Raw genomic sequence first — 19,176 nt, 5'->3', positions numbered from 1 at the left:
AGACCTGTGACACATTCACAGCGTCGAGACAGGCTCAGAGCGCGACTTGAGGCCAGCGGATTGGATGCGCTGCTGGTCACGGACCTGGTCAACGTCCGTTACCTCTCCGGTTTTACCGGGTCCAACGGCGCGTTGCTGGTGTTCGCCGACGAGCGCGGCCCCGTGCTGGCCACCGACGGGCGGTACCGGACCCAGGCCGCCGAGCAGGCGCCGGACCTCGAAGTCGCCATCGAACGGGTGCTGGGACGCTATCTGGTCGGTCAGGCCGCCGAGGCGGGCACGCACAAGCTCGGCTTCGAAAGCAACGTGGTGACCGTCGACGGATTCGACGCGCTGACCCGCGAGCTCGACGACCGGGATTCGGCCACCGAGCTGGTCAAGGCCGCCGGAACCGTCGAGGCGTTGCGGGAGGTCAAGGACGCCGGCGAGGTCGCGCTGTTGCGGCTGGCCTGCGAGGCGGCCGACGCCGCACTCGCCGAACTGGTGGCGCGGGGCGGGCTGCGGCCGGGGCGCACCGAGCGCGAGGTCAGCCGCGAGCTGGAGGCCTTGATGCTCGACCACGGCGCCGACGCGATCTCGTTCGACACCATCGTGGCCGCCGGGCCGAATTCGGCGATCCCGCATCATCGCCCCACCGACGCGATGCTGGCCGACGGCGACTTCGTCAAGATCGACTTCGGCGCGCTGGTCGGCGGCTACCACTCCGACATGACCCGCACCTTCGTGCTCGGTAAGGCCGCCGATTGGCAGCTGGAGATCTACCAGCTGGTCGCCGACTCGCAGCGGGCCGGCCGCGAGGCGCTGCACGCGGGCGCGGACCTGCGTGGGGTGGACGCCGCGGCCCGCCAAGTGATCGCCGACGCGGGCTATGGCGAGCAGTTCAGCCACAGCCTGGGCCATGGCGTGGGCCTGGAAATCCACGAAGCGCCGGGCATCGGTGCCACGTCCACCGGCACGTTGCTGGCCGAATCCGTGGTGACGGTGGAACCCGGCGTCTACCTGCCCGGCCGCGGCGGCGTGCGCATCGAGGACACGCTGGTGGTGCCGGCGGAGACGCGCGGCGGTGCCCCGGAATTGCTGACCAAGTTCCCCAAAGAGCTGGCCGTCCTGACGTAGCACCCGCCGGATGCGTCGGCGAACGGCTTCGGGGGGGCTTGCGCCCGCGAGTACAGTCGGGTGCGTGAACGGGGTGGCACGGGGTTTGGCGCGCCTGCGGGATTTCCGGTGGGACATGTACGCGCAGCCCCTTCGGGAGATGCGGCTGGAGATGCAGATCGTCTACTTCGCGATCCACGTGCCATTCGCCAGCGGGGTCACCCTGAACCTCCCGTTGCTGACGATGATCAAGCCGTTGCCGTCGCCCGACGAGCACACCGCGCTCGGCTCCGAACGCGTCCATCGCTGACGGCGTTTCGCCCGTCACCGCCCCACCCCGGCCCGCGAGCACCGACCGCGGAGCGCTCTAAACTGACCGACAAGTTACAGACAGTTCCGTAGACGACTGTCCAACGTCCGAGGAGATATACCGAACCGTGGCAAGCACTGCCGATTTCAAGAATGGACTGGTGCTGGTGATCGACGGCCAGCTGTGGCAGATCGTCGAGTTCCAGCACGTCAAACCGGGCAAGGGCCCGGCCTTCGTGCGGACCAAGCTGAAGAACGTGCTCTCCGGCAAGGTCGTCGACAAGACGTACAACGCGGGGGTGAAGGTGGAGACCGCCACCGTCGACCGGCGCGACGCCACCTACCTGTACCGCGACGGCTCGGACTTCGTGTTCATGGACAGCCAGGACTACGAGCAGCACCCGCTGCCTGAGTCGCTGGTCGGCGATTCCGCCCGGTTCCTGCTGGAGGGCCTGCCGGTGCAGGTGGCGTTCCACAACGGCGCGCCGCTGTACCTCGAGCTGCCCGTCTCGGTCGAGATGGAGGTCACCCACACCGAGCCCGGCCTGCAGGGTGACCGGTCCAGCGCCGGCACCAAGCCGGCCACCGTCGAGACCGGCGCCGAGATCCAGGTGCCGCTGTTCATCAACACCGGAGACAAGCTGAAGGTCGACACCCGCGACGGCAGCTATCTGGGGCGCGTCAACGCGTGAGCAGGCCCGTCAGGGGACGCCACCAGGCCCGCAAGCGTGCCGTCGACCTGCTGTTCGAAGCCGAGGCCCGTGGGCTGAGCCCGGCGGAGGTCGTCGACGTCCGCACCGGGCTCGCCGAGACCAACCCCGAAATCGCGCCCCTGCAGCCGTATACGGCCGCGGCGGCCCGGGGCGTCGGGGAACACGCCGCGCACATCGATGACCTGATCAGCTCGCACCTGCAGGGCTGGACGCTGGACCGGCTGCCCGCCGTGGACCGTGCGATCCTGCGGGTCGCGGTCTGGGAGCTGCTGTATGCCGACGACGTGCCGGAACCGGTCGCCGTCGACGAGGCCGTCCAGCTGGCCAAGGAGCTGTCCACCGACGACTCGCCCGGCTTCGTCAACGGGGTGCTCGGCCACGTGATGCTGGTGACGCCGCAGATCCGGGCCGCCGCCGACGCGGTTCGCGGCGCGGTGGGTTCCGACGCCGCCGCAGAGGAGCACGGACCGCAGCCATGACCCGGTTGGAGCTGCGCCTGCTCGTTGCGGCCGCGCTGGCCGCGACGGTGGTGCTGGGTGCGGTGATCTGCGCCGCCTACGGGCTGACCATCGTCGCCTCGGTGCTCGCGATCTACGCGCTGGGCGTGGGCGCCTGGCTGTATCACTGCGCCGAACGGGTGGTCGTGGCCCGCCGCATCAGCACGGTGCGCTCCGCTGCCAGGCCGCTGCAGCCGCTGCTGCCGGTGATGGCCGCGATCATGGGCCTGACGCAGGGCGTGGTGCGGTCGCTGTCCGATGTCACCGAGCTGCCGGTGCGGCGCTGGGAGCTGCCCGTGCTGCGGTGGGTGGACAGCACGCGCGCCAATCGGCGCGTCGTGGACGCTGACGAGGGTGACGACGAGCTGAACAGGTGAGCGAGCTCACGCGAAACGATCACGTGGGCAGCGGGGTGGGGTGAGAATACAAGTCGCCCAGAAGAACAGGTGAGGTCATGATTCGATACAGCACCCAGCCGCGACGACTCCGGGTGTCTGCGCTGGCGGCCGTGGCCAACCCGTCATACGCGCGGATCGACACCTGGAATCTGCTCGACGACGCGTGCCGTCACCTCGCCGAGGTGGACCTCGCCGGGCTGGACAAAACCCATGACGTGGCCCGGGTGAAACGCCTGATGGACCGCATCGCCGCCTACGAGCGGTACTGGCTGTACCCCGGTGCGGCGAATCTGGCGATCTTCCGCGCCCATCTGGAGAGCCTGTCCACCGTGCGGCTCACCGAAGAGGTCTCCCTGGCCGTGCGGCTGCTCAGTGAATACGGTGATCGCGCAGGGCTTTTCGATACCTCGGCGCCCCTGGATGACCAGGAACTGGTCGCGCAGGCCAAGCAGCAGCACTTCTACACCGTGCTGCTCGCCGACGACGCCCCGAGCACGGCGCCGGACAGCCTGGCCGAATGCCTGCGGGCGCTGCGCTGTGCGTCCGACGATGTGCAGTTCGAGATCCTGGTGGTGCCCAGCGTCGAGGACGCCATCACCGCGGTCGCCCTGAACGGCGAGATTCAGGCCGCGATCATCCGCGACGACTTGTCGCTGCGGTCCCGCGACCGGCTGCCCCTGATGAACACGTTGCTCGGGCCCAACGAGGATGCCGGCGACGGCATTCCCGATCACGCCAACTACTGGGTGGAGTGCGGCGAGTGGATCCGGGAGCTGCGGCCCCACATCGATCTGTATCTGCTCACCGATGAGTCGATCGCGGCGGGCGACGGCAGCGAGCCCGACGTCTACGACAGGACGTTCTACCGGCTCAACGACGTCACCGACCTGCACAGCACGGTGCTCGCCGGGCTGCGAAATCGTTATGCCACACCATTTTTCGATGCGCTGCGCGCGTACGCCGCCGCGCCGGTCGGCCAGTTCCACGCCCTGCCCGTCGCGCGCGGCGCCAGCATCTTCAACTCCAGGTCGCTGCAGGACATGGGGGAGTTTTACGGCCGCAACATCTTCATGGCCGAAACCTCCACCACCTCCGGTGGTCTGGACTCGCTGCTGGACCCGCACGGCAACATCAAAAAGGCGATGGACAAGGCCGCGAAGACGTGGAACGCCGACCACACCTACTTCGTCACCAACGGGACGTCGACCGCCAACAAGATCGTCGTGCAGTCGCTGACCCGGCCGGGCGACATCGTGCTGATCGACCGCAACTGCCACAAGTCGCACCACTACGGGTTGGTGCTGGCCGGCGCCTACCCGCTGTACCTGGACGCCTATCCGCTGCCGCAGTTCGCGATCTATGGTGCGGTGTCGCTGCGCACCATCAAGCAGACGCTGCTGGATCTGGAGGCGGCCGGACAGCTGCACCGGGTGCGCATGCTGCTGCTGACCAACTGCACCTTCGACGGCGTCGTCTACAACCCGCTGCAGGTCATGCAGGAGGTGCTGGCGATCAAGCCCGACATCTGCTTCCTGTGGGACGAGGCGTGGTATGCGTTCGCGACGGCCGTGCCGTGGGCCCGGCAGCGCACGGCGATGGTGTCCGCCGAGCGCCTCGAGCAGATGCTGGCATCGCCGGAATACGTTGGGGAATACCGGAAATGGGCCGCATCCATGGCGGGCGTCGACCGGTCGGAGTGGGTCGAGCGCGAGCTGATGCCCGACCCGGCGACCGCGCGGGTCCGCGTCTACGCCACGCATTCCACGCACAAATCGCTGTCGGCGCTTCGGCAGGCATCGATGATCCACGTGCGGGATCAGGATTTCAACGCGCTGACCCGTGACGCGTTCGGTGAGGCGTTCTTGACCCACACCTCGACCTCGCCCAACCAGCAGCTGCTGGCGTCCCTGGACTTGGCGCGCCGCCAGGTCGACATCGAAGGCTTCCAGCTGGTCCGACAGGTCTACGACATGGCGCTGGTCTTCCGGCACCGGGTACGCAAGGACCGGCTGATCAGCAAGTGGTTCCGCATCCTCGACGAGTCCGACCTGGTGCCTGAGGAATTCCGGGAGTCCTCGGTGAGCTCGACCGCGTCGATCAGGCAGGGGGCGCTGGCCGAGTGGAACGAGGCGTGGCGCTCCGACCAGTTCGTGCTGGATCCGACCCGGGTGACGTTGTTCGTCGGCAAGACCGGAATGAACGGTTACGACTTCCGCGAGAAGATCCTGATGGAGCGCTTCGGCATCCAGATCAACAAGACGTCGATCAACAGCGTGCTGCTGATCTTCACCATCGGTGTCACCTGGTCGAGCGTGCACTACCTGCTCGACGTGTTGCGAAGGGTGGCAATCGATTTCGACCGCATCGAGAAGGAGGCCAGCGTCGCCGACCGGGTGTTGCAGGAGCGTCACGTCGAGGAGATCACCGAGGATCTGCCGCATCTGCCGGACTTCAGCGAATTCGACGTGGCGTTCCGGCCCGTCGACGAGTGCAACTTCGGCGACATGCGATCGGCGTTCTACGCCGGCTATGAGGAGTCCGATCGCGAACATGTGCTGATCGGCATGGCCGGGCGACGGCTGGCCGAGGGCAAGACCCTGGTGTCGACCACCTTCGTGGTGCCCTACCCGCCCGGCTTCCCCGTGCTGGTGCCGGGGCAGGCGGTCTCCAAGGAGATCGTCTACTTCCTGGCCCAGCTCGACGTCAAGGAAATCCACGGGTACAACCCCGATCTCGGGTTGTCGGTGTTCACCGAGACCGCGCTGGCGCGCATGGAAGCGCAGCGTAATGCCGCCATGGCGGCGGTGGGTTCGGTGACCGCGGCTTTCGAGCTCCCCGCGGACGCGTCCGGGACGAACGGGGCGCGCAACAATGGCGCCGACGCCCCGGCCGTGCCGTCGGCGGCAGACAGCTCCTGAGATCAGCCTGTCGTCGGCGTCGGGCTGGGGCCGCACGTGGTGCGGGACGAGGGGTGCGGTCCGCCCGGCGGCCAGTCGGCGATGGCTCGTCGCATCCCCTGGACGAGTGCGTCCCTGCCCGCCGGAGCTGTTTGGTTGCAGCTCGAACTCAGGGTGTTGAACGGGTTCGGGTCTGCGGGGGCTGGCGCCGCTGCCAGCAGACCGAAGCCGAATGCGATTGCCGCGCTGACCATTATCCGGGGGATCGCACGATCGTTACGACGCGCAAGGCGTGCAGTACCAGACATACCGGCACCAGCCTAGGACGATGCCGCTGAGAGGCCGCTGAGAACGCGCTGAGCTCGATGTTTCCAGTCGGGTCGCGGCCCTGCAGAATCGAGGGCGTGCGGGTATCGGGTGTAGGGCCGTTTCGGCGAGGCGGGCGAGTGCGTCGGTGGGACCTCGCGCACCTGGGCATTTCGGCCCGTTCGGCGGCGGTGTCGGCGCTCGTCGTGCTGTGCGCGCTCAGCGTGGCCGGCGCCGGCCTGGACGCGATCCTGTATCGCTCGTTGTTGACGGGCGTCGATTATGCCGCCGCGGAACGGGTCCGCGATATTTCCAAGGCGCTGCAATCCGACTCGCCCGCCGAGCTCGACAACGCCTTGTTGAGCACCGACCAGCGGGTGGTCGCAACCCAAGTCATCGGTCCCGACGGCCACGTGGTCAAGCGGTCCGGTGCCGCCCCGATAACGCCGTTGGTGCCGACGAGCGCGTTCGACTTCGAGCTGCGTCGCGGCCTGCCCGACGACGCGGTGGCCGGCGACGACATGCGGGTCAGCGGGCAGAAGGTCGCGACCCGATCCGGGGTGTACACGGTGCTGGTGGGCGGCGGCAGCGAGGCGGTCGAGGCGACCGCGCGGACGCTGGCGATCCTGTTGGCCTGCAGCGCGCCGGTCATCGTCGCGGTGGCGGCGGGGGCGACCTACTGGCTGGTTCGCCGCTCGCTGCAGTCGGTGGACGCGATTCGCTCCCGGGTGGCCGACATCTCGACGTCCGACCTGGCCGAGCGGGTGCCGGTGCCGGACGGCCACGACGAGATCGCGGCCCTGGCCGTCACCATGAACGAGATGCTGTCGCGTCTGGAAGCGGGTCACCGTGCGCAGCAACGCTTCGTGGGCGACGCGTCTCACGAATTGCGCAGCCCGCTGACCACCATCATCTCCGCGCTGGAGGTGGCCGAGGCCCACCCCGACCTGCTCGATGCCGAGCTGGCGGTCAACACCTTGCTGCCCGAGGCGCAGCGCATGCACACCCTGGTCGAGGATCTGCTGCTGCTGGCCCGCGCCGACGAGCAGACCCTGCTGCGGCGCAGAGAGCGGGTTGCCCTCGACGACCTCGCGCGGATCGAAGCCGACCGTGCCCGCCGCGAAGCGCAAGTCGTGATCCACACCGATATCCGCCCGGTGCGGCTGGACGGCGACCCGGTGGCCATGTCGCGCATGATCCGCAACCTGGTCGAAAACGCTGTCCGCCATGCGGTTTCGTGTGTCGCCATCGAGGTGGGCGGCCGGGACGCCGTTGCGGTTCTTGTCGTCAGCGATGACGGCCCCGGGATAGCCCCGGCCGACCGGAGCCGGGTGTTCGAACGTTTCGTGCGCCTGGATTCCGACCGGGCGCGTAGCGGGGGAGGGGCCGGCCTGGGTCTGGCGATCGTCGCCGAGATCGTCGCCGCACACGGCGGCACGGTCAGCATCGACGACCCGCCCTGCGGCGGAACCAAGGTGACTGTGACGTTGCCCCCCAACGCGTCTCAGCCCAGCAAGCGGTAACCGACGCCCCGAATCGTCTCGATGGTGTTGGTACCGAAGGGCACATCGATCTTGCGACGCAGGTATCCCACATAGACCTCGACCACGTTGTCCGGGCCGTGATGGTGCGCATCCCACACGTTCTGCAATATCTCCGCCTTGGTCACCACCACGTCCTTGTTGCGCATCAGGAACTCGAGCACCCCGTACTCACGTGGCGTCAGTGCGATCGGGGTCGAGCCCCGTTTGACCGTGTGCCGGGCGGGATCCAGCGCCAGCGACCCCGCTTCCAGCACCACCGGCCGCGCTGGTGCGCCGCGACGAACCAACGCCCGCAGCCGCGCCACCAGCACCCGGAATGAGAATGGTTTCGTCAGGTAGTCATCCGCACCCAGATCGAAGGCATCGGTTTCGTCGTACTCGCCGTCCTTGGCGGTCAGCATGAGCACCGGTGTCCACACGTTGTGTGAGCGCATTCGGCGCAGCACCTCATAACCGCTGAGGCTGGGCAGCATGATGTCGAGAATGATTACGTCGAAACCGTTTTCGGTGGCCTCCCGCAGGCCGTCGGCGCCGTTGCCGACGGCCACCACGACGAATCCCTCCGCCTTGAGCCCTCGAGCCACGGTCGCGGACAGTCGTGGTTCATCCTCAACGAGCAGGACTCGCATGTTTCAACGCTACGTCGAGCGCGAGACGCACCCTCAGTCGGGCCAGCGGGCCTCGATCCGGATCGCACGGTCAGTGCGCGTCCTGGTCTGGTTGCTCGACGTCAAGGCGCGGGCCGGCTTCCGTCGCATCGTCTTTGGGCTGGCCGGGGTGGCGGCCGGGACGTTGCGGTATGACGACGAGCAGCACCGCGATCAGCGCCGCCAGCACCGCCGTGGCGAGCGGGCGGCTCCACGCCAGGCCGCCGTCGGCGACGGGCTTGTCGATGAAGTCACCCAGGGTCGCCCCCAGCGGCCGGGTGAGGATGAACGCCACCCAGAACAGGGTGACCCGGGAGATGGAGGTCCAGAAGTACAGGGCCGCGACCACTGCCAGGCCGGCAGCGAAAACCAGCGCACCGCGTTCGTAGCCGAAATCGCGCGTGTCGGCCAGCCAGTCGCCGAGCGCGGTGCCCAGCGTCTGCGAGAACGTGATGGTCGCCCAGTAGAAGGCCTCCACCTTAGGCGTCGAGACCGTGCTGACCGATACGGTGCCCTGCGACCATCGCCACAGACCCAGGGTCACCACTAGACACGCCAAAAGCAGCAGCGATCCGCCGGTGTAGCCGATGCCCAGCGACCGGTCCGCGAAATCGGCCAGCACGGTGCCGAACGTCGTCGAGGCCACGATCGTCAACCAGTAGAGGACCGCGTGGAATCGCTTGGCGAGGATCTGAGCCGCGACCAGCACCACCAGCGCGACGCCGAAGATCGCGACCCCGGCGGCATAACCCCAATTCAGGGTCATCGTGACGGTGTCGCCGCCCGTTTCGCCCAACGTCGTCGCCAAGACTTTGATGACCCAGAAGCCCAGGGTGACCGCGGGCACCTTGGTCAACGCGTGTTTCGAAACGTCAGTCATGCAAGCCATCTTCCGCCGTCGGGAGTCCACACCGGAATCGTGGGGTCGCACGGCGTGGCGGGTTCCGCTCACCGGGATCACAAAGCCGACGGGTTCTCGCAGGTGGCGCAATGGCGTGGCGGGTGGCGGTTTTGGCTGGTCGGGTTCGCCGGCGGCCCGGCGCAATACGCCCGGGCGCCGTCGCCGACCGGCCTGCTCGACCCGAAAACCGCTCCTGAGCTGGGTTAGCGTGACTCCCGTGGCGCAACCAGTACCCATCGGGGGACCCAGGGCCGATCGTGCCCGCCGGGTCGCCGACGTGTTGCGCCAGCAGGTCCACGCCGACGCCTACCCCGACGGCCTGCCCGCCGAACTGGCGCTGGCCGCCGAATTCTCGGTATCGCGCAACACCATTCGGGAGGCACTGGCCGTCCTCAAGCACGAGGGGCTGATCGACCGCGGACCCAAGGTCGGCACGCACGTCGCGCAGCGCAAGTACGACCATGGGCTCGACGCGCTGCTGGGTTTGAAGGAGACGTTCAAGGATCTCGGTGAGGTCCGCAACGAGGTGCGCGCCGCGATGCCGGTCACCGCGCCGCCGTCGGTGGCCCGCCGGTTGCGGCTGCAACCGGGCGAGCAGGCGGTGTTTGTCGAGCGGTTGCGCTACCTCGGTGACCTGCCGCTCAGCCTGGACCTCACCTACCTCGCCCCGGACATCGGCCGCCAGGTGCTGAACCATCCGCTGGAGACCAACGACCTGTTCGCGCTCATCGAGCAGGTGAGCGGGCAGCGACTGGGCTCGGCGGCGCTGGCGCTCGAGGCCATTCCGGCCGACGCGCACTCGGCGGCCACGCTGCAGGTGCCCGACGGCGCACCGCTGCTGATGCTGGAGCGGCTTACCAGCCTCGCCGACGGCACACCCGTCGACCTGGAGTACATCCGAATGCGGGGAGATCGAATCACCATGCGCGGCAACCTTTTTAGAACCGAGCCGATGAGGAGCGACCCATGACGCTGATCCACAACAACCGCGCCGACGTGCCGGTCACGATCGACGAGTCGCTGTGTATCGACGGCTGCACGCTGTGCGTGGAGGTCTGCCCGCTCGATGCGCTGGCCATCGACCCCGACACCGGCAAGGCCTTCATGCACGTCGACGAGTGCTGGTACTGCGGCCCCTGCGCGGCGCGCTGTCCGACCGGCGCCGTCACGGTCAACATGCCCTACCTTCTTCGCTGAAAAGCTCTCAACCCCAGGATCTTCGATGAAACGACGCGCCGTTCGGCCGGCGTCGGCGGTGATCGCCATCGCCGCGCTCACCGCCGGATGCTCGCTGGAATCCCTGTCCCAGTCATCCGGTGTGGTCAGCGTGGTGGTCGGATATCAGTCCAAGACCATCAACACCGTCACCGCGGGCACGCTGCTGCGCGCGCAGGGCTACCTGGAGCGCCGCCTGGCCGACATCACCACCCGCACCGGCACCAAATACGCGGTGCGGTGGCAGGATTACGACACCGGTGCGCCGATCACCGCGCAGATGCTCGCCGAGAAGATCGACATCGGCTCGATGGGGGATTACCCCATGCTGATCAACGGCTCCAAGACGCAGGCCAACCCGCTGGCGAAAACCGAGATCGTCTCCATCACCGGTTACAACCCCAAGGGCGCGCTGAACATGGTGGTGGTGGCGCCCGGCTCGTCGGCGACCACATTGAACGACCTGGCCGGCTCCAAGGTCTCGGCGAGTGTGGGGTCGGCCGGTCACGGCACCCTGATGCGGGCGCTGGACAGGGCAGGGATCAACGGCGTGGAAGTCCTCAACCAGCAACCGCAGATCGGCGCCTCGGCCCTGGAATCCGGTCAGGTGCAGGGCCTTTCGCAATTCGTCGCCTGGCCGGCGCTGCTGGTCTACCAGAACAAGGCCAAACTGCTGTACGACGGGGCCGAGCTGAACCTGCCCACCCTGCACGGCGTGGTGGTGCGGCGCTCGTATGCATCGGCGCATCCGGAGGTGCTGGGCGCCTTCCTGCAGGCGCAACTGGACGCAACCGATTTCCTCAACGGCAAGCCGCTGGAAGCCGCCCGCATCGTCGCCCAGGGCAGCGGACTGCCCCAGGAGGTCGTGTACCTGTACAACGGTCCGGGCGGGACGTCGTTCGACACCACGCTCAAACCGTCACTGGTCGAGGCGTTGAAAAACGATGTGCCGTATCTGAAGTCGATCGGTGACTTCGCCGACCTCGACGTGTCGGGCTTCGTCCAGGACGGGCCGTTGCGCACCGTGTTCGGTGCGCGCGGGCTGAACTACGACGCGACCCGGGCCGCCACCGCCAACCCGTCGGCGCTGCGCGGGGATCCCGCCCTCGCCAGTGAACTGTCGCTGGACGGCGCCGATTCCACTCAAACCGTCGCCAATCCGGCCAGTCTGCTCCGGGCGGTGCGCGACGCGGCGTCGCGGGGCACCAAAGTCCGTGCCGCCTATGTTCCCGACGCCGAGCTGGGCACCCGGTGGTTCGCGGACCGCGCGGTCTGGGTGCGCGACGGCCAGAACTACCTGCCGTTCGGAACACCAGCCGGCGCGCACCGCTATCTCGCCGCGCACCCCGGCGGCACCATCATGAATTACCAACAGGCCCTTGGAGGCTCGGTATGACCGCTTATCTCACCGGCGACCCGGCAGCCCGGGTGTCTACGCACGTCGTCGACGCGGCCCCGGCGCCAGGCACCCCGCGGCGTGCCGGCTCGCCGTGGCAGTGGCGGCTGCTGCGGCTCGCCTCGATTGCCGCCGCGATCGGGCTCTGGCAGCTGCTCACCGCCGACAAGGTCCGGCTGCTGCTGCGCTTCGACACGCTGCCCACCGTCACCGAGATCGTGCACGCGCTGGGGCGCCGGCTCGGCACCGGGGAGTACTGGCTTGATTTGGCGCAGTCGCTGATCCGCATTCTCACCGGCTTCGGATTGGCCGCCGTGGTCGGCGTCGCGACCGGTGTGCTGCTGGGGCGTTCGCGCGTGTTCGCCAACACCTTCGGCCCACTGGCGGAGTTGGTCCGACCCGTTCCGGCCATCGCGATGGTGCCGGTGGCGATCCTGCTGTTCCCGACGGACGAGGCCGGCATCGTGTTCATCACCTTCCTCGCGGCGTACTTCCCGATCCTGGTCAGCACCCGGCACGCGGTGCGGGCGCTGCCCACGCTGTGGGAGGACTCGGTGCGTACCCTGGGCGGCGGCCGGTGGGATGTGCTGAAGCAGGTGGTGTTTCCGGGCATCCTGCCGGGGGTCTTCGGCGGGCTTTCGGTCGGCATGGGCGTGGCGTGGATCTGCGTGATCTCCGCGGAGATGATCTCGGGCCGACTCGGGATCGGCTATCGCACCTGGCAGGACTACACCGTGCTGGCCTACCCCCAGGTGTTCGTCGGCATCATCACCATCGGCGTGCTGGGCTTCGTGACCGCGGCGGCCGTCGAAGTCGTGGGCCGTCGGGTGACCGGGTGGCTGCCGCGCGCGGAGGAGGAGCAGAGATGACCGTCGGAGTGAGTCTGGAACTGGATCGGGTTCGCCTGTCCTACACCGGAGAACCGGTGATCGACGGGCTGAGCCTGACGGTGCGCCCCGGGGAGATCCTGGTGCTCACCGGCCCCTCGGGCTGCGGCAAGTCGACGGTGCTGCGGGCCCTGGCCGGACTGCTGCGGCCCGACGAGGGCCGGATCGTGGCCGACGGTGACGGGGTGACGACCACCTCGGGCGACCGCGGCATGGTGTTCCAGGACAACGCGTTGCTGCCGTGGCGCACCGTGCGGTCCAACATCGAGTTGGCGCTGCGGCTGCGCGGTGTCCCGCGGGCCGGCCGGCGCGCCGAGGCGGACCGCTGGATCGCGGAGCTCGGCTTGACCGGCTTCGGCGACTACCTGCCCAAGAGCCTGTCCGGCGGCATGCGCCAGCGCGTGCAGCTGGCCCGCGGCCTGGCCGGCGCGCCGCGCGCGGTGATGATGGACGAGCCGTTCGGCGCGCTGGACACCCAGACCCGTGCGGCCATGCAGCGGCTGCTGATCGACACCTGGCGTGTCCATCCGACGACGATCGTCTTCGTCACGCACGACGTCGACGAGGCGCTGCTGCTGGGTGATCGCATCGCCGTGCTGGGCAGGGCCGGTCAGCCGCTGCGCGCCCTGATCGACGTGCCGGAGCCGCGCGTCGATCGGCAGCGCGCCGCGCTGCGCGCTGAAGTCATTGCTGCGCTGAACCATTCGGCGGTGGCGGCATGATGCAGATTCCGGACCCCGTGGCACCGGTTCGCCTGGACTGTGACGTGCTGGTCATCGGCGGCGGCACCGCTGGCACCATGGCGGCGCTGTCAGCGGCCGAGAACGGCGCGCAGGTGCTGCTGCTGGAGAAGGCCCACGTGCGCCACTCCGGAGCCCTGGCGATGGGCATGGACGGGGTCAACAACGCGGTGATCCCCGGCAAGGCCGAACCCGAGGACTACGTCGCCGAGATCACCCGCGCCAACGACGGAATCGTCAACCAGCGCACCGTGTATCAGACCGCCACCCGCGGTTTCGCGATGGTGCAGCGGCTGGAGCGCTACGGCGTGAAGTTCGAGAAGAACTCCCGCGGCGAATACGCCGTGCGCCGGGTGCACCGCTCGGGCTCCTACGTGCTGCCGATGCCCGAGGGCAAGGACGTCAAGAAGGCCCTGTATCGCGTGCTGCGGCAGCGGTCGATGCGCGAGAAGATCCGGATCGAGAACCGGCTGATGCCGGTCCGGGTGCTGACCCGGGAAGGCCGCGCCGTGGGCGCGGCGGCGCTGAACACCCGCACCGGGGAATTCGTCACGGTCGGCGCCAAGGCGGTCATCCTGGCCACCGGCGCGTGCGGCCGGCTCGGCCTGCCCGCGTCGGGCTACCTGTACGGCACCTACGAGAACCCCACCAACGCCGGCGACGGCTACTCGATGGCCTACCACGCGGGTGCGGAGCTGTCCGGAATCGAATGTTTCCAGGTCAATCCGCTGATCAAGGACTACAACGGCCCGGCATGCGCCTACGTGGCCAATCCGTTCGGCGGCTATCAGGTCAACGCGCACGGCGAGCGGTTCGTCGACTCCGACTACTGGTCGGGACAGATGATGGCCGAGGTCAAGACGGAGATCGACTCCGCGCGCGGCCCCATCTACCTCAAGGTGTCCCACCTGCCGGACGAGACGCTGACCGCGCTGGAGAACATCCTGCACACCACCGAGCGACCGACTCGGGGCACCTTCCACGCCAACCGCGGCCACGACTACCGCACCCACGACATCGAGATGCACATCTCCGAAATCGGCTTGTGCAGTGGACATTCCGCGTCGGGTGTCTGGGTCGACGAGCACGCCCGCACCACCGTGCCCGGGCTGTACGCCGCGGGGGACATGGCCTGCGTCCCGCACAACTACATGATCGGGGCGTTCGTGTTCGGCGATCTGGCCGGCACCCATGCGGCCTCGACGCTGGCTGACGTCCCTGCGCCGCAACAGCTTCCGGACGAGCAGGTGCGCGAGGCGCACGAGCTGATCTACCGGCCGCTGCGGCATCCGGACGGCCCGCCCCAACCGCAGGTCGAATACAAGCTGCGCCGCTTCGTCAACGACTACGTCGCGCCCCCCAAGACCGGGGCCAAGCTGTCCCTGGCCATCCGCACCTTCGAGCGGATGAGCGCCGAGATCGCCGAGATGGGCGCCCGCAATCCGCATGAGCTGATGCGCGCGGTGGAGGTCTCGTTCATCAGGGACTGCGCCGAGATGGCCGCCCGCTCGTCACACACCCGCACCGAATCGCGCTGGGGCCTGTATCACGATCGCGCCGACCTGCCCGGCCGCGACGACAGCCAGTGGGGCTACCACCTCAACCTGCGCAAAGCGACCCAAGGCGACGCCGAAATAGGAATGGTGTTCCTCAAGCGGCCGGTGGCGCCGTACTTCGTGCCGGTCCCCGAGCTCGACGGCCTGCCGCCCACCGACCAGACGGTGTACCCGGTGGAGCAGCCACCGCTGGTCGGCGGACAGGCGCCCGCCACCGCGGTGTCCCGAATCAATTCGGCCACAACGACAGTCGAGCCGCCGTCGCCGCGCATCGCCGAGGTGCTGGCGCTCGAGGAGCCGACGATGGCCGACCTCGACCCCTACCTTGCCGACACGGATGCCGGGGTGCGCCGCACCGCGGTGTCGACGCTGACCGAGCACATTCCCGACGGGTATGCGCCGGCCCTGGTGGCCGCGCTGAACGACGACGACGCCGCGGTTCGGCGCACCTGCGCCGACGGCATTCGCGAGCTGGTCGAGGTGCTGCCCAACCCGGAAAGTGTTCTCGCGCACATTGATTCGGTCGATCGGGTGGTGCGCGCGGCCTCGCTGTACGTGCTCTCCGCGCGCCGGGCCGGTGATGGAGCGCAGTACCGTCGCGCCCTGGGCGACGCCGATCATCGGGTGCGCATCGAGGCCGTCCGCGCGCTGGTGTCCGTCGACGATGTGCAAGGTGTCGTCACCGCCGCCGGTGACGAGAACCGCGAGGTACGCATCGCGGCGGCGGCCGGGCTGGCGACGCTAAGGGCGGCAGCGGCCCCGGCTAGCTCGGCCGTGCGGCGGCTGGTCGCCGACCCCGACCCGTTGGTCCGCGCGGCCGCACTGGCCGCGTTGGCCCAATTGAGTTGTGGCCGAGACGATTACGCTGCCATCAAGCAGGCGCTGCGGGCGCCGGCCTGGCAGGTGCGGGAAGGCGCGGCGCGGGCGCTGGCCGGGGCGCCGGTGGACTTCGCGGTTCCGAACCTGTCCGAGGCGCTGGGCGATGCCCACCTGGACGTGCGCAAGGCGGCCGTGCTCAGCCTGACCCGGTGGGCCGGTGAGCCCGCCGCCCGGGACGCCCTGGGGCTCGCGCTCAAGGACGGCGACGCCGACGTGCGGGCCTACGCGCGCCGGGCGCTCGAACACGACGGCTAGTCAGCGAAAGGCCGGTCAGCGCAGAATCTTGGCGTAGAGCAGGCTGTCCTGGGGCTCGGGCCCCATGGTGGGGTAGACCGCATGCCGGGCCAGCCGCCCCTCCAAGAAGAACCCGGCGTGCTCGAGCAGTCGCGCCGAGCGCTCGTTGTCCACACTGCAGGTGGCCCAGACGCGGTACACCTCGCGGTCGGCGTCGAGCGCGGTGAGCAACATGCCGAGCACCTCGGACATGAAACCCTTGCCCCACCAGCGTCGGCCCAGGCAGTAGCCGACCTCGACCGAGTGCGGCGCGCTGCGCCGGCAACTGGCCAGCCCGATCACCTTGCCGCGGTGCCGCGACTCGATGACCCAGGTTTTCTCGTCCGCGCTGGCGTTGAGTTTTTCGGTGATCACCCGCCGCGTCGCGGCCACGTCGGGGTGCGGCGCCCACAGCAGATACTTGGTGACCTGCGGGTCGCGGGCGACCCGCTGGAACAGGGCTCCCGCGTCGTCGAGCACGGGCGGGCGCAGCGTCAGCCGCGGCCCGCTGATGCGGTCGGGTGGGTATTCGGCCATCGCAGTGTGACTTTAGAGGCCGAGGGCGCGATAGGTGTTGCGGACGAATCTCGGTTGCGCCGTGCGCAGTTTGGCCAGCGACGTGTTGCCGGCGACGGCCGTGGCCGCATCCACGGTCAGGTCCGGCAGATTCTGAATCAGGTAGAGCAGGATCAGATCCGCGCCGGGGTCGGCCTGCCACCAGGTCCCGTACGCGCCGGGCCAGCTGAACGTGCCGGGACCGCCCGGCCCGAAAAGCGGTGCGCTCTTGGCCGGGTCGGTCACCAGCGACAGGTTCAGCCCGAATCCGCGGCCGACCCAGTAGGGCGCGCCCAAAAAGTTGTGCCGCTTCTGTTCGTCAGTGAGCCGGTCGGTCCGCATCAGCCGGACGGACTCCTCCGAGAGCACCCGCACGCCGTCGACCGTTCCGTCGCCCAGCAGCATCCGGACGAACCGCAGGTAATCGTCGGCGCTCGACCACAATCCGCCGCCGGCATTGCAGAACGAGGGCGGGGTGATGTGCGGCGGGCCCATCACGCCGTGCCGCAGGCGACTGTGCTCGTCGAGCGAGTACATGGTCGCCGCGCGGCGCCGCGCCTCGGGCGAGACGAAGAACCCCGTGTCGGTCATGCCGGCAGGGCCCAGAATCCGTTCGTCGAGCACCTGGTGGAAGGGCTTGCCCTCGACGCGGGAAGCGATGACGCCCAGCAGGTCGATGGAGTGGCTGTAGGTGACGCGGTCACCGGGCTGGTGCACCAGCGGCAGCTTGGCCAGCTCGGCCAGCCAGGCGTCCGGTCCGTGATTGAACGGCAGCCGCATGTAGGCCTTGGAGATCGGCCCGGACACCGAGAACCCGTACGCCAGGCCGCTGGTGTGGGTGAGCAGATCCTCGATCAGGAGGGTGCGGTTCACCGGGTGTGTGCGGTCCAGCGGGCCGTGCGGATCGTCCAGCACCCGCACCTCGGCCAGCTCCGGCGCCCACCGCGTGACCGGATCCTTCAGCGTCAGCTTGCCCTCGTCGACCAGGCTCATCACCGTGGCCACCGTCACCGGCTTGGTCATCGACGCGATGCGAAACAGCGTGTCGCGCTGCATCGGCAGACCGGCGTCCACGTCGCGGTAGCCGATTTCGTTGACCTGCAGCAGTTCTCCGCGCTGCCAGACCACCGTCACCGCGCCGGCGAGTAGGCCGGCGTCGCAGACTTCGCGGACGGAGGCGGCATTGCCATCAAGGGTCGAGCGATTCACCTGGTCAGGTTAGCGGGCCGGTGGCGGCGCCCGGTCAGCCCGCCGACGTATCGGCGGATCGCGGGCAAGATTTCATGACGGTCTCGGTTGCGCAAAGGTACGGCAGCCCCCCGCGATGCGACGGCCGATGTCGCCCGTTCGGCTTTAGTGTCGCCAGCTATGGCCGAACTGAACAATTACGTGAAGCGCTGGCGGACAGCGCTTCACGTGACCGTGTCGGCACTGCTGGTTGCCATCCTCGGACTCGCCATCAGCCCGGTGGCCCATGCGGCCGCGGTGACGGCGACGTTGTCGGTGGAACATACGTGGCAGACCGGTTTCATCGCCCGGTTCGCCGTCACCAACGCGAGCGTGGCGCCGCTGGCCGATTGGAAGCTCGAATTCGACATGCCCGCCGGACAATCCGTCTTGCACACGTGGAATAGCACCGTTACCCAATCCGGCACGCATTTTGTTCTCACCCCCGCGAATTGGAATCGCGTCATCGCGCCCGGTGGTTCAGCCACGGGTGGTTTTAGAGGCATGCTGACGGGTGCCTACTCGCCACCGGTGAATTGTGTGCTCAACGGGCAATATCCCTGCAGCTAGAGGCGGCCGCCGGGGTGCCGGCAGCGCCGCTTTCCGCCGGGATTCGAACATATTTCTTCGATAATTTCAGGCCTCCGATGCGCCAACCGCGGCATATTGCCCCGTCGCAGCCCTGTACATTCAGCGCGCAGAAATGTGACTCTTGTGTCATGGCCATTCAAAAGGCCAGGACAATAGCCGCAGCGTGCGGTTGTGCCGCCGTATTTGCCCTGGCGCTCAGCGGAATCGATGATGGCGACGGTATTGGGGTGCCGCGCAGCGTTGCGGACCCGGACCCGGGCCCCTCGCCGACGGTGGCCCCGACGCCTTCGTCGCCCGACGACGCTTGCTGCGACACGGTCGCACCTCAATCGGGCAACTGGGACTGCAAGATCGGCCTGAATTGTGGGCCGATCCGGCCCCGCCAGTCTCCGCCGGCGAACCGCCCGCCGAGTCCCCCGCCGCCGCCGCAATAGGCGCTTGAGCGCCAGCTGCTTGAGTGCGCTCAAGCAGCGCGCCACCGCGGAACGCGGCTTGTCGCTGTGAGGCGGGCTCACGCCGCATGCCTCCCTCCCAGAGACTGATGGGGCGG

At 68.5% G+C, this 19,176-nt stretch carries 19 protein-coding genes; 15 read left to right on the top strand and 4 right to left on the bottom strand.

Going from position 1 to position 19,176, the window contains the following annotated elements:
- The first annotated feature begins 6 nt into the window (after positions 1–6).
- The 7 genes from A5688_RS06215 to A5688_RS06190 all read left to right on the top strand — a co-directional run bounded on the left by A5688_RS06215 (position 7) and on the right by A5688_RS06190 (position 7,738).
- The gene (locus tag A5688_RS06215) at positions 7–1,116 is read left to right on the top strand and encodes a M24 family metallopeptidase (RefSeq protein WP_067827840.1); all 1,110 of its coding nucleotides are present in this window, start codon (positions 7–9) and stop codon (positions 1,114–1,116) included.
- Positions 1,117–1,180: 64 nt separating this feature from the next.
- Positions 1,181–1,405 carry a hypothetical protein gene (locus A5688_RS27530; RefSeq protein ID WP_082951035.1) on the top strand — a complete coding sequence of 75 codons (225 nt, stop codon included), beginning with the start codon at positions 1,181–1,183 and terminating at the stop codon, positions 1,403–1,405.
- Between the two features lie 127 nt (positions 1,406–1,532).
- A complete protein-coding gene (efp, locus tag A5688_RS06210) occupies positions 1,533–2,096 on the top strand; it encodes an elongation factor P (protein ID WP_067827843.1) in 564 nt (187 codons plus the stop codon).
- On the top strand, positions 2,093–2,596 hold the full coding sequence (nusB, locus tag A5688_RS06205; protein WP_067827846.1) for a transcription antitermination factor NusB: 504 nt from the start codon (positions 2,093–2,095) through the stop codon (positions 2,594–2,596). The genes efp and nusB overlap by 4 nt, the downstream gene beginning before the upstream one ends.
- Positions 2,593–2,991: an antitermination protein NusB gene (locus tag A5688_RS06200; protein WP_067827850.1), complete on the top strand. Its 399-nt coding sequence runs from the start codon at positions 2,593–2,595 to the stop codon at positions 2,989–2,991. The genes nusB and A5688_RS06200 overlap by 4 nt, the downstream gene beginning before the upstream one ends.
- A gap of 77 nt (positions 2,992–3,068) precedes the next feature.
- The gene (locus A5688_RS06195; protein ID WP_067827854.1) at positions 3,069–5,930 is read left to right on the top strand and encodes an aminotransferase class I/II-fold pyridoxal phosphate-dependent enzyme; all 2,862 of its coding nucleotides are present in this window, start codon (positions 3,069–3,071) and stop codon (positions 5,928–5,930) included.
- Positions 5,931–6,274: 344 nt separating this feature from the next.
- Positions 6,275–7,738, top strand: coding sequence for a HAMP domain-containing sensor histidine kinase (locus A5688_RS06190; RefSeq protein ID WP_082951036.1), 1,464 nt, complete (start codon positions 6,275–6,277; stop codon positions 7,736–7,738).
- On the opposite strand, the gene A5688_RS06185 is transcribed toward A5688_RS06190, so the two are convergent.
- Positions 7,720–8,388 (bottom strand): response regulator transcription factor, encoded by a 669-nt coding sequence (locus A5688_RS06185; protein ID WP_067827858.1) that lies wholly within the window; start codon positions 8,386–8,388, stop codon positions 7,720–7,722. The genes A5688_RS06190 and A5688_RS06185 overlap by 19 nt on opposite strands.
- 70 nt (positions 8,389–8,458) lie before the next feature.
- Positions 8,459–9,286: a COG4705 family protein gene (locus A5688_RS06180; RefSeq protein ID WP_067827861.1), complete on the bottom strand. Its 828-nt coding sequence runs from the start codon at positions 9,284–9,286 to the stop codon at positions 8,459–8,461.
- A 54-nt stretch (positions 9,287–9,340) separates the two neighbouring features.
- Between A5688_RS06180 and A5688_RS06175 the strand changes: the two genes are divergently transcribed.
- The 7 genes from A5688_RS06175 to A5688_RS06145 are packed head-to-tail and all read left to right on the top strand — an operon-like array spanning position 9,341 to position 16,235.
- On the top strand, positions 9,341–9,514 hold the full coding sequence (locus A5688_RS06175) for a hypothetical protein (RefSeq protein WP_165606869.1): 174 nt from the start codon (positions 9,341–9,343) through the stop codon (positions 9,512–9,514).
- A gap of 1 nt (position 9,515) precedes the next feature.
- Positions 9,516–10,277, top strand: a complete 762-nt coding sequence (locus A5688_RS06170; RefSeq protein ID WP_067827864.1) for a GntR family transcriptional regulator — start codon at positions 9,516–9,518, stop codon at positions 10,275–10,277.
- Positions 10,274–10,504 carry a 4Fe-4S dicluster domain-containing protein gene (locus A5688_RS06165; protein WP_067827866.1) on the top strand — a complete coding sequence of 77 codons (231 nt, stop codon included), beginning with the start codon at positions 10,274–10,276 and terminating at the stop codon, positions 10,502–10,504. The genes A5688_RS06170 and A5688_RS06165 overlap by 4 nt, the downstream gene beginning before the upstream one ends.
- Positions 10,505–10,529: 25 nt before the next feature.
- On the top strand, positions 10,530–11,918 hold the full coding sequence (locus tag A5688_RS06160) for an ABC transporter substrate-binding protein (RefSeq protein WP_067913758.1): 1,389 nt from the start codon (positions 10,530–10,532) through the stop codon (positions 11,916–11,918).
- Positions 11,915–12,787, top strand: a complete 873-nt coding sequence (locus A5688_RS06155; RefSeq protein ID WP_067913761.1) for an ABC transporter permease — start codon at positions 11,915–11,917, stop codon at positions 12,785–12,787. Before A5688_RS06160 ends, A5688_RS06155 begins: the two co-directional genes overlap by 4 nt.
- On the top strand, positions 12,784–13,527 hold the full coding sequence (locus A5688_RS06150; protein ID WP_067827875.1) for an ABC transporter ATP-binding protein: 744 nt from the start codon (positions 12,784–12,786) through the stop codon (positions 13,525–13,527). The genes A5688_RS06155 and A5688_RS06150 overlap by 4 nt, the downstream gene beginning before the upstream one ends.
- Positions 13,524–16,235, top strand: coding sequence for a fumarate reductase/succinate dehydrogenase flavoprotein subunit (locus A5688_RS06145; RefSeq protein WP_207546611.1), 2,712 nt, complete (start codon positions 13,524–13,526; stop codon positions 16,233–16,235). The genes A5688_RS06150 and A5688_RS06145 overlap by 4 nt, the downstream gene beginning before the upstream one ends.
- 15 nt (positions 16,236–16,250) lie before the next feature.
- Here A5688_RS06145 and A5688_RS06140 read toward each other — a convergent pair whose 3' ends face one another.
- Together A5688_RS06140 and A5688_RS06135 are read right to left on the bottom strand one after the other, a co-directional pair.
- Positions 16,251–16,790: a GNAT family N-acetyltransferase gene (locus A5688_RS06140; RefSeq protein WP_067913764.1), complete on the bottom strand. Its 540-nt coding sequence runs from the start codon at positions 16,788–16,790 to the stop codon at positions 16,251–16,253.
- Between the two features lie 12 nt (positions 16,791–16,802).
- Positions 16,803–18,017 (bottom strand): serine hydrolase domain-containing protein, encoded by a 1,215-nt coding sequence (locus tag A5688_RS06135; RefSeq protein WP_067827883.1) that lies wholly within the window; start codon positions 18,015–18,017, stop codon positions 16,803–16,805.
- Between the two features lie 159 nt (positions 18,018–18,176).
- Here A5688_RS06135 and A5688_RS06130 point away from each other — a divergent pair, with 159 nt between their 5' ends.
- A complete protein-coding gene (locus A5688_RS06130; RefSeq protein ID WP_067827886.1) occupies positions 18,177–18,605 on the top strand; it encodes a cellulose-binding domain-containing protein in 429 nt (142 codons plus the stop codon).
- Positions 18,606–19,176 lie beyond the last annotated feature (571 nt).

The sequence above is a fragment of the Mycobacterium mantenii genome (assembly GCF_001667865.1).
In the GTDB taxonomy this organism is placed as follows: Bacteria; Actinomycetota; Actinomycetes; order Mycobacteriales; family Mycobacteriaceae; genus Mycobacterium; species Mycobacterium mantenii_A.
This window is presented reverse-complemented; position numbering and strand designations above follow the sequence as displayed.

What these genes read in the sequence shown, in the direction of transcription:
- A5688_RS06190 (WP_082951036.1), top strand. Translation starts at nt 6,275, where the DNA reads ATGTTTCCAGTCGGGTCGCGGCCCTGCAGAATCGAGGGCGTGCGGGTA.
- A5688_RS06200 (WP_067827850.1), top strand. Translation starts at nt 2,593, where the DNA reads ATGACCCGGTTGGAGCTGCGCCTGCTCGTTGCGGCCGCGCTGGCCGCG.
- A5688_RS06155 (WP_067913761.1), top strand. Translation starts at nt 11,915, where the DNA reads ATGACCGCTTATCTCACCGGCGACCCGGCAGCCCGGGTGTCTACGCAC.
- A5688_RS06140 (WP_067913764.1), bottom strand. Translation starts at nt 16,790, where the DNA reads ATGGCCGAATACCCACCCGACCGCATCAGCGGGCCGCGGCTGACGCTG.
- A5688_RS06195 (WP_067827854.1), top strand. Translation starts at nt 3,069, where the DNA reads ATGATTCGATACAGCACCCAGCCGCGACGACTCCGGGTGTCTGCGCTG.
- A5688_RS06165 (WP_067827866.1), top strand. Translation starts at nt 10,274, where the DNA reads ATGACGCTGATCCACAACAACCGCGCCGACGTGCCGGTCACGATCGAC.
- A5688_RS06150 (WP_067827875.1), top strand. Translation starts at nt 12,784, where the DNA reads ATGACCGTCGGAGTGAGTCTGGAACTGGATCGGGTTCGCCTGTCCTAC.
- A5688_RS06180 (WP_067827861.1), bottom strand. Translation starts at nt 9,286, where the DNA reads ATGACTGACGTTTCGAAACACGCGTTGACCAAGGTGCCCGCGGTCACC.
- A5688_RS06160 (WP_067913758.1), top strand. Translation starts at nt 10,530, where the DNA reads ATGAAACGACGCGCCGTTCGGCCGGCGTCGGCGGTGATCGCCATCGCC.
- A5688_RS06185 (WP_067827858.1), bottom strand. Translation starts at nt 8,388, where the DNA reads ATGCGAGTCCTGCTCGTTGAGGATGAACCACGACTGTCCGCGACCGTG.
- A5688_RS06145 (WP_207546611.1), top strand. Translation starts at nt 13,524, where the DNA reads ATGATGCAGATTCCGGACCCCGTGGCACCGGTTCGCCTGGACTGTGAC.
- A5688_RS06130 (WP_067827886.1), top strand. Translation starts at nt 18,177, where the DNA reads ATGGCCGAACTGAACAATTACGTGAAGCGCTGGCGGACAGCGCTTCAC.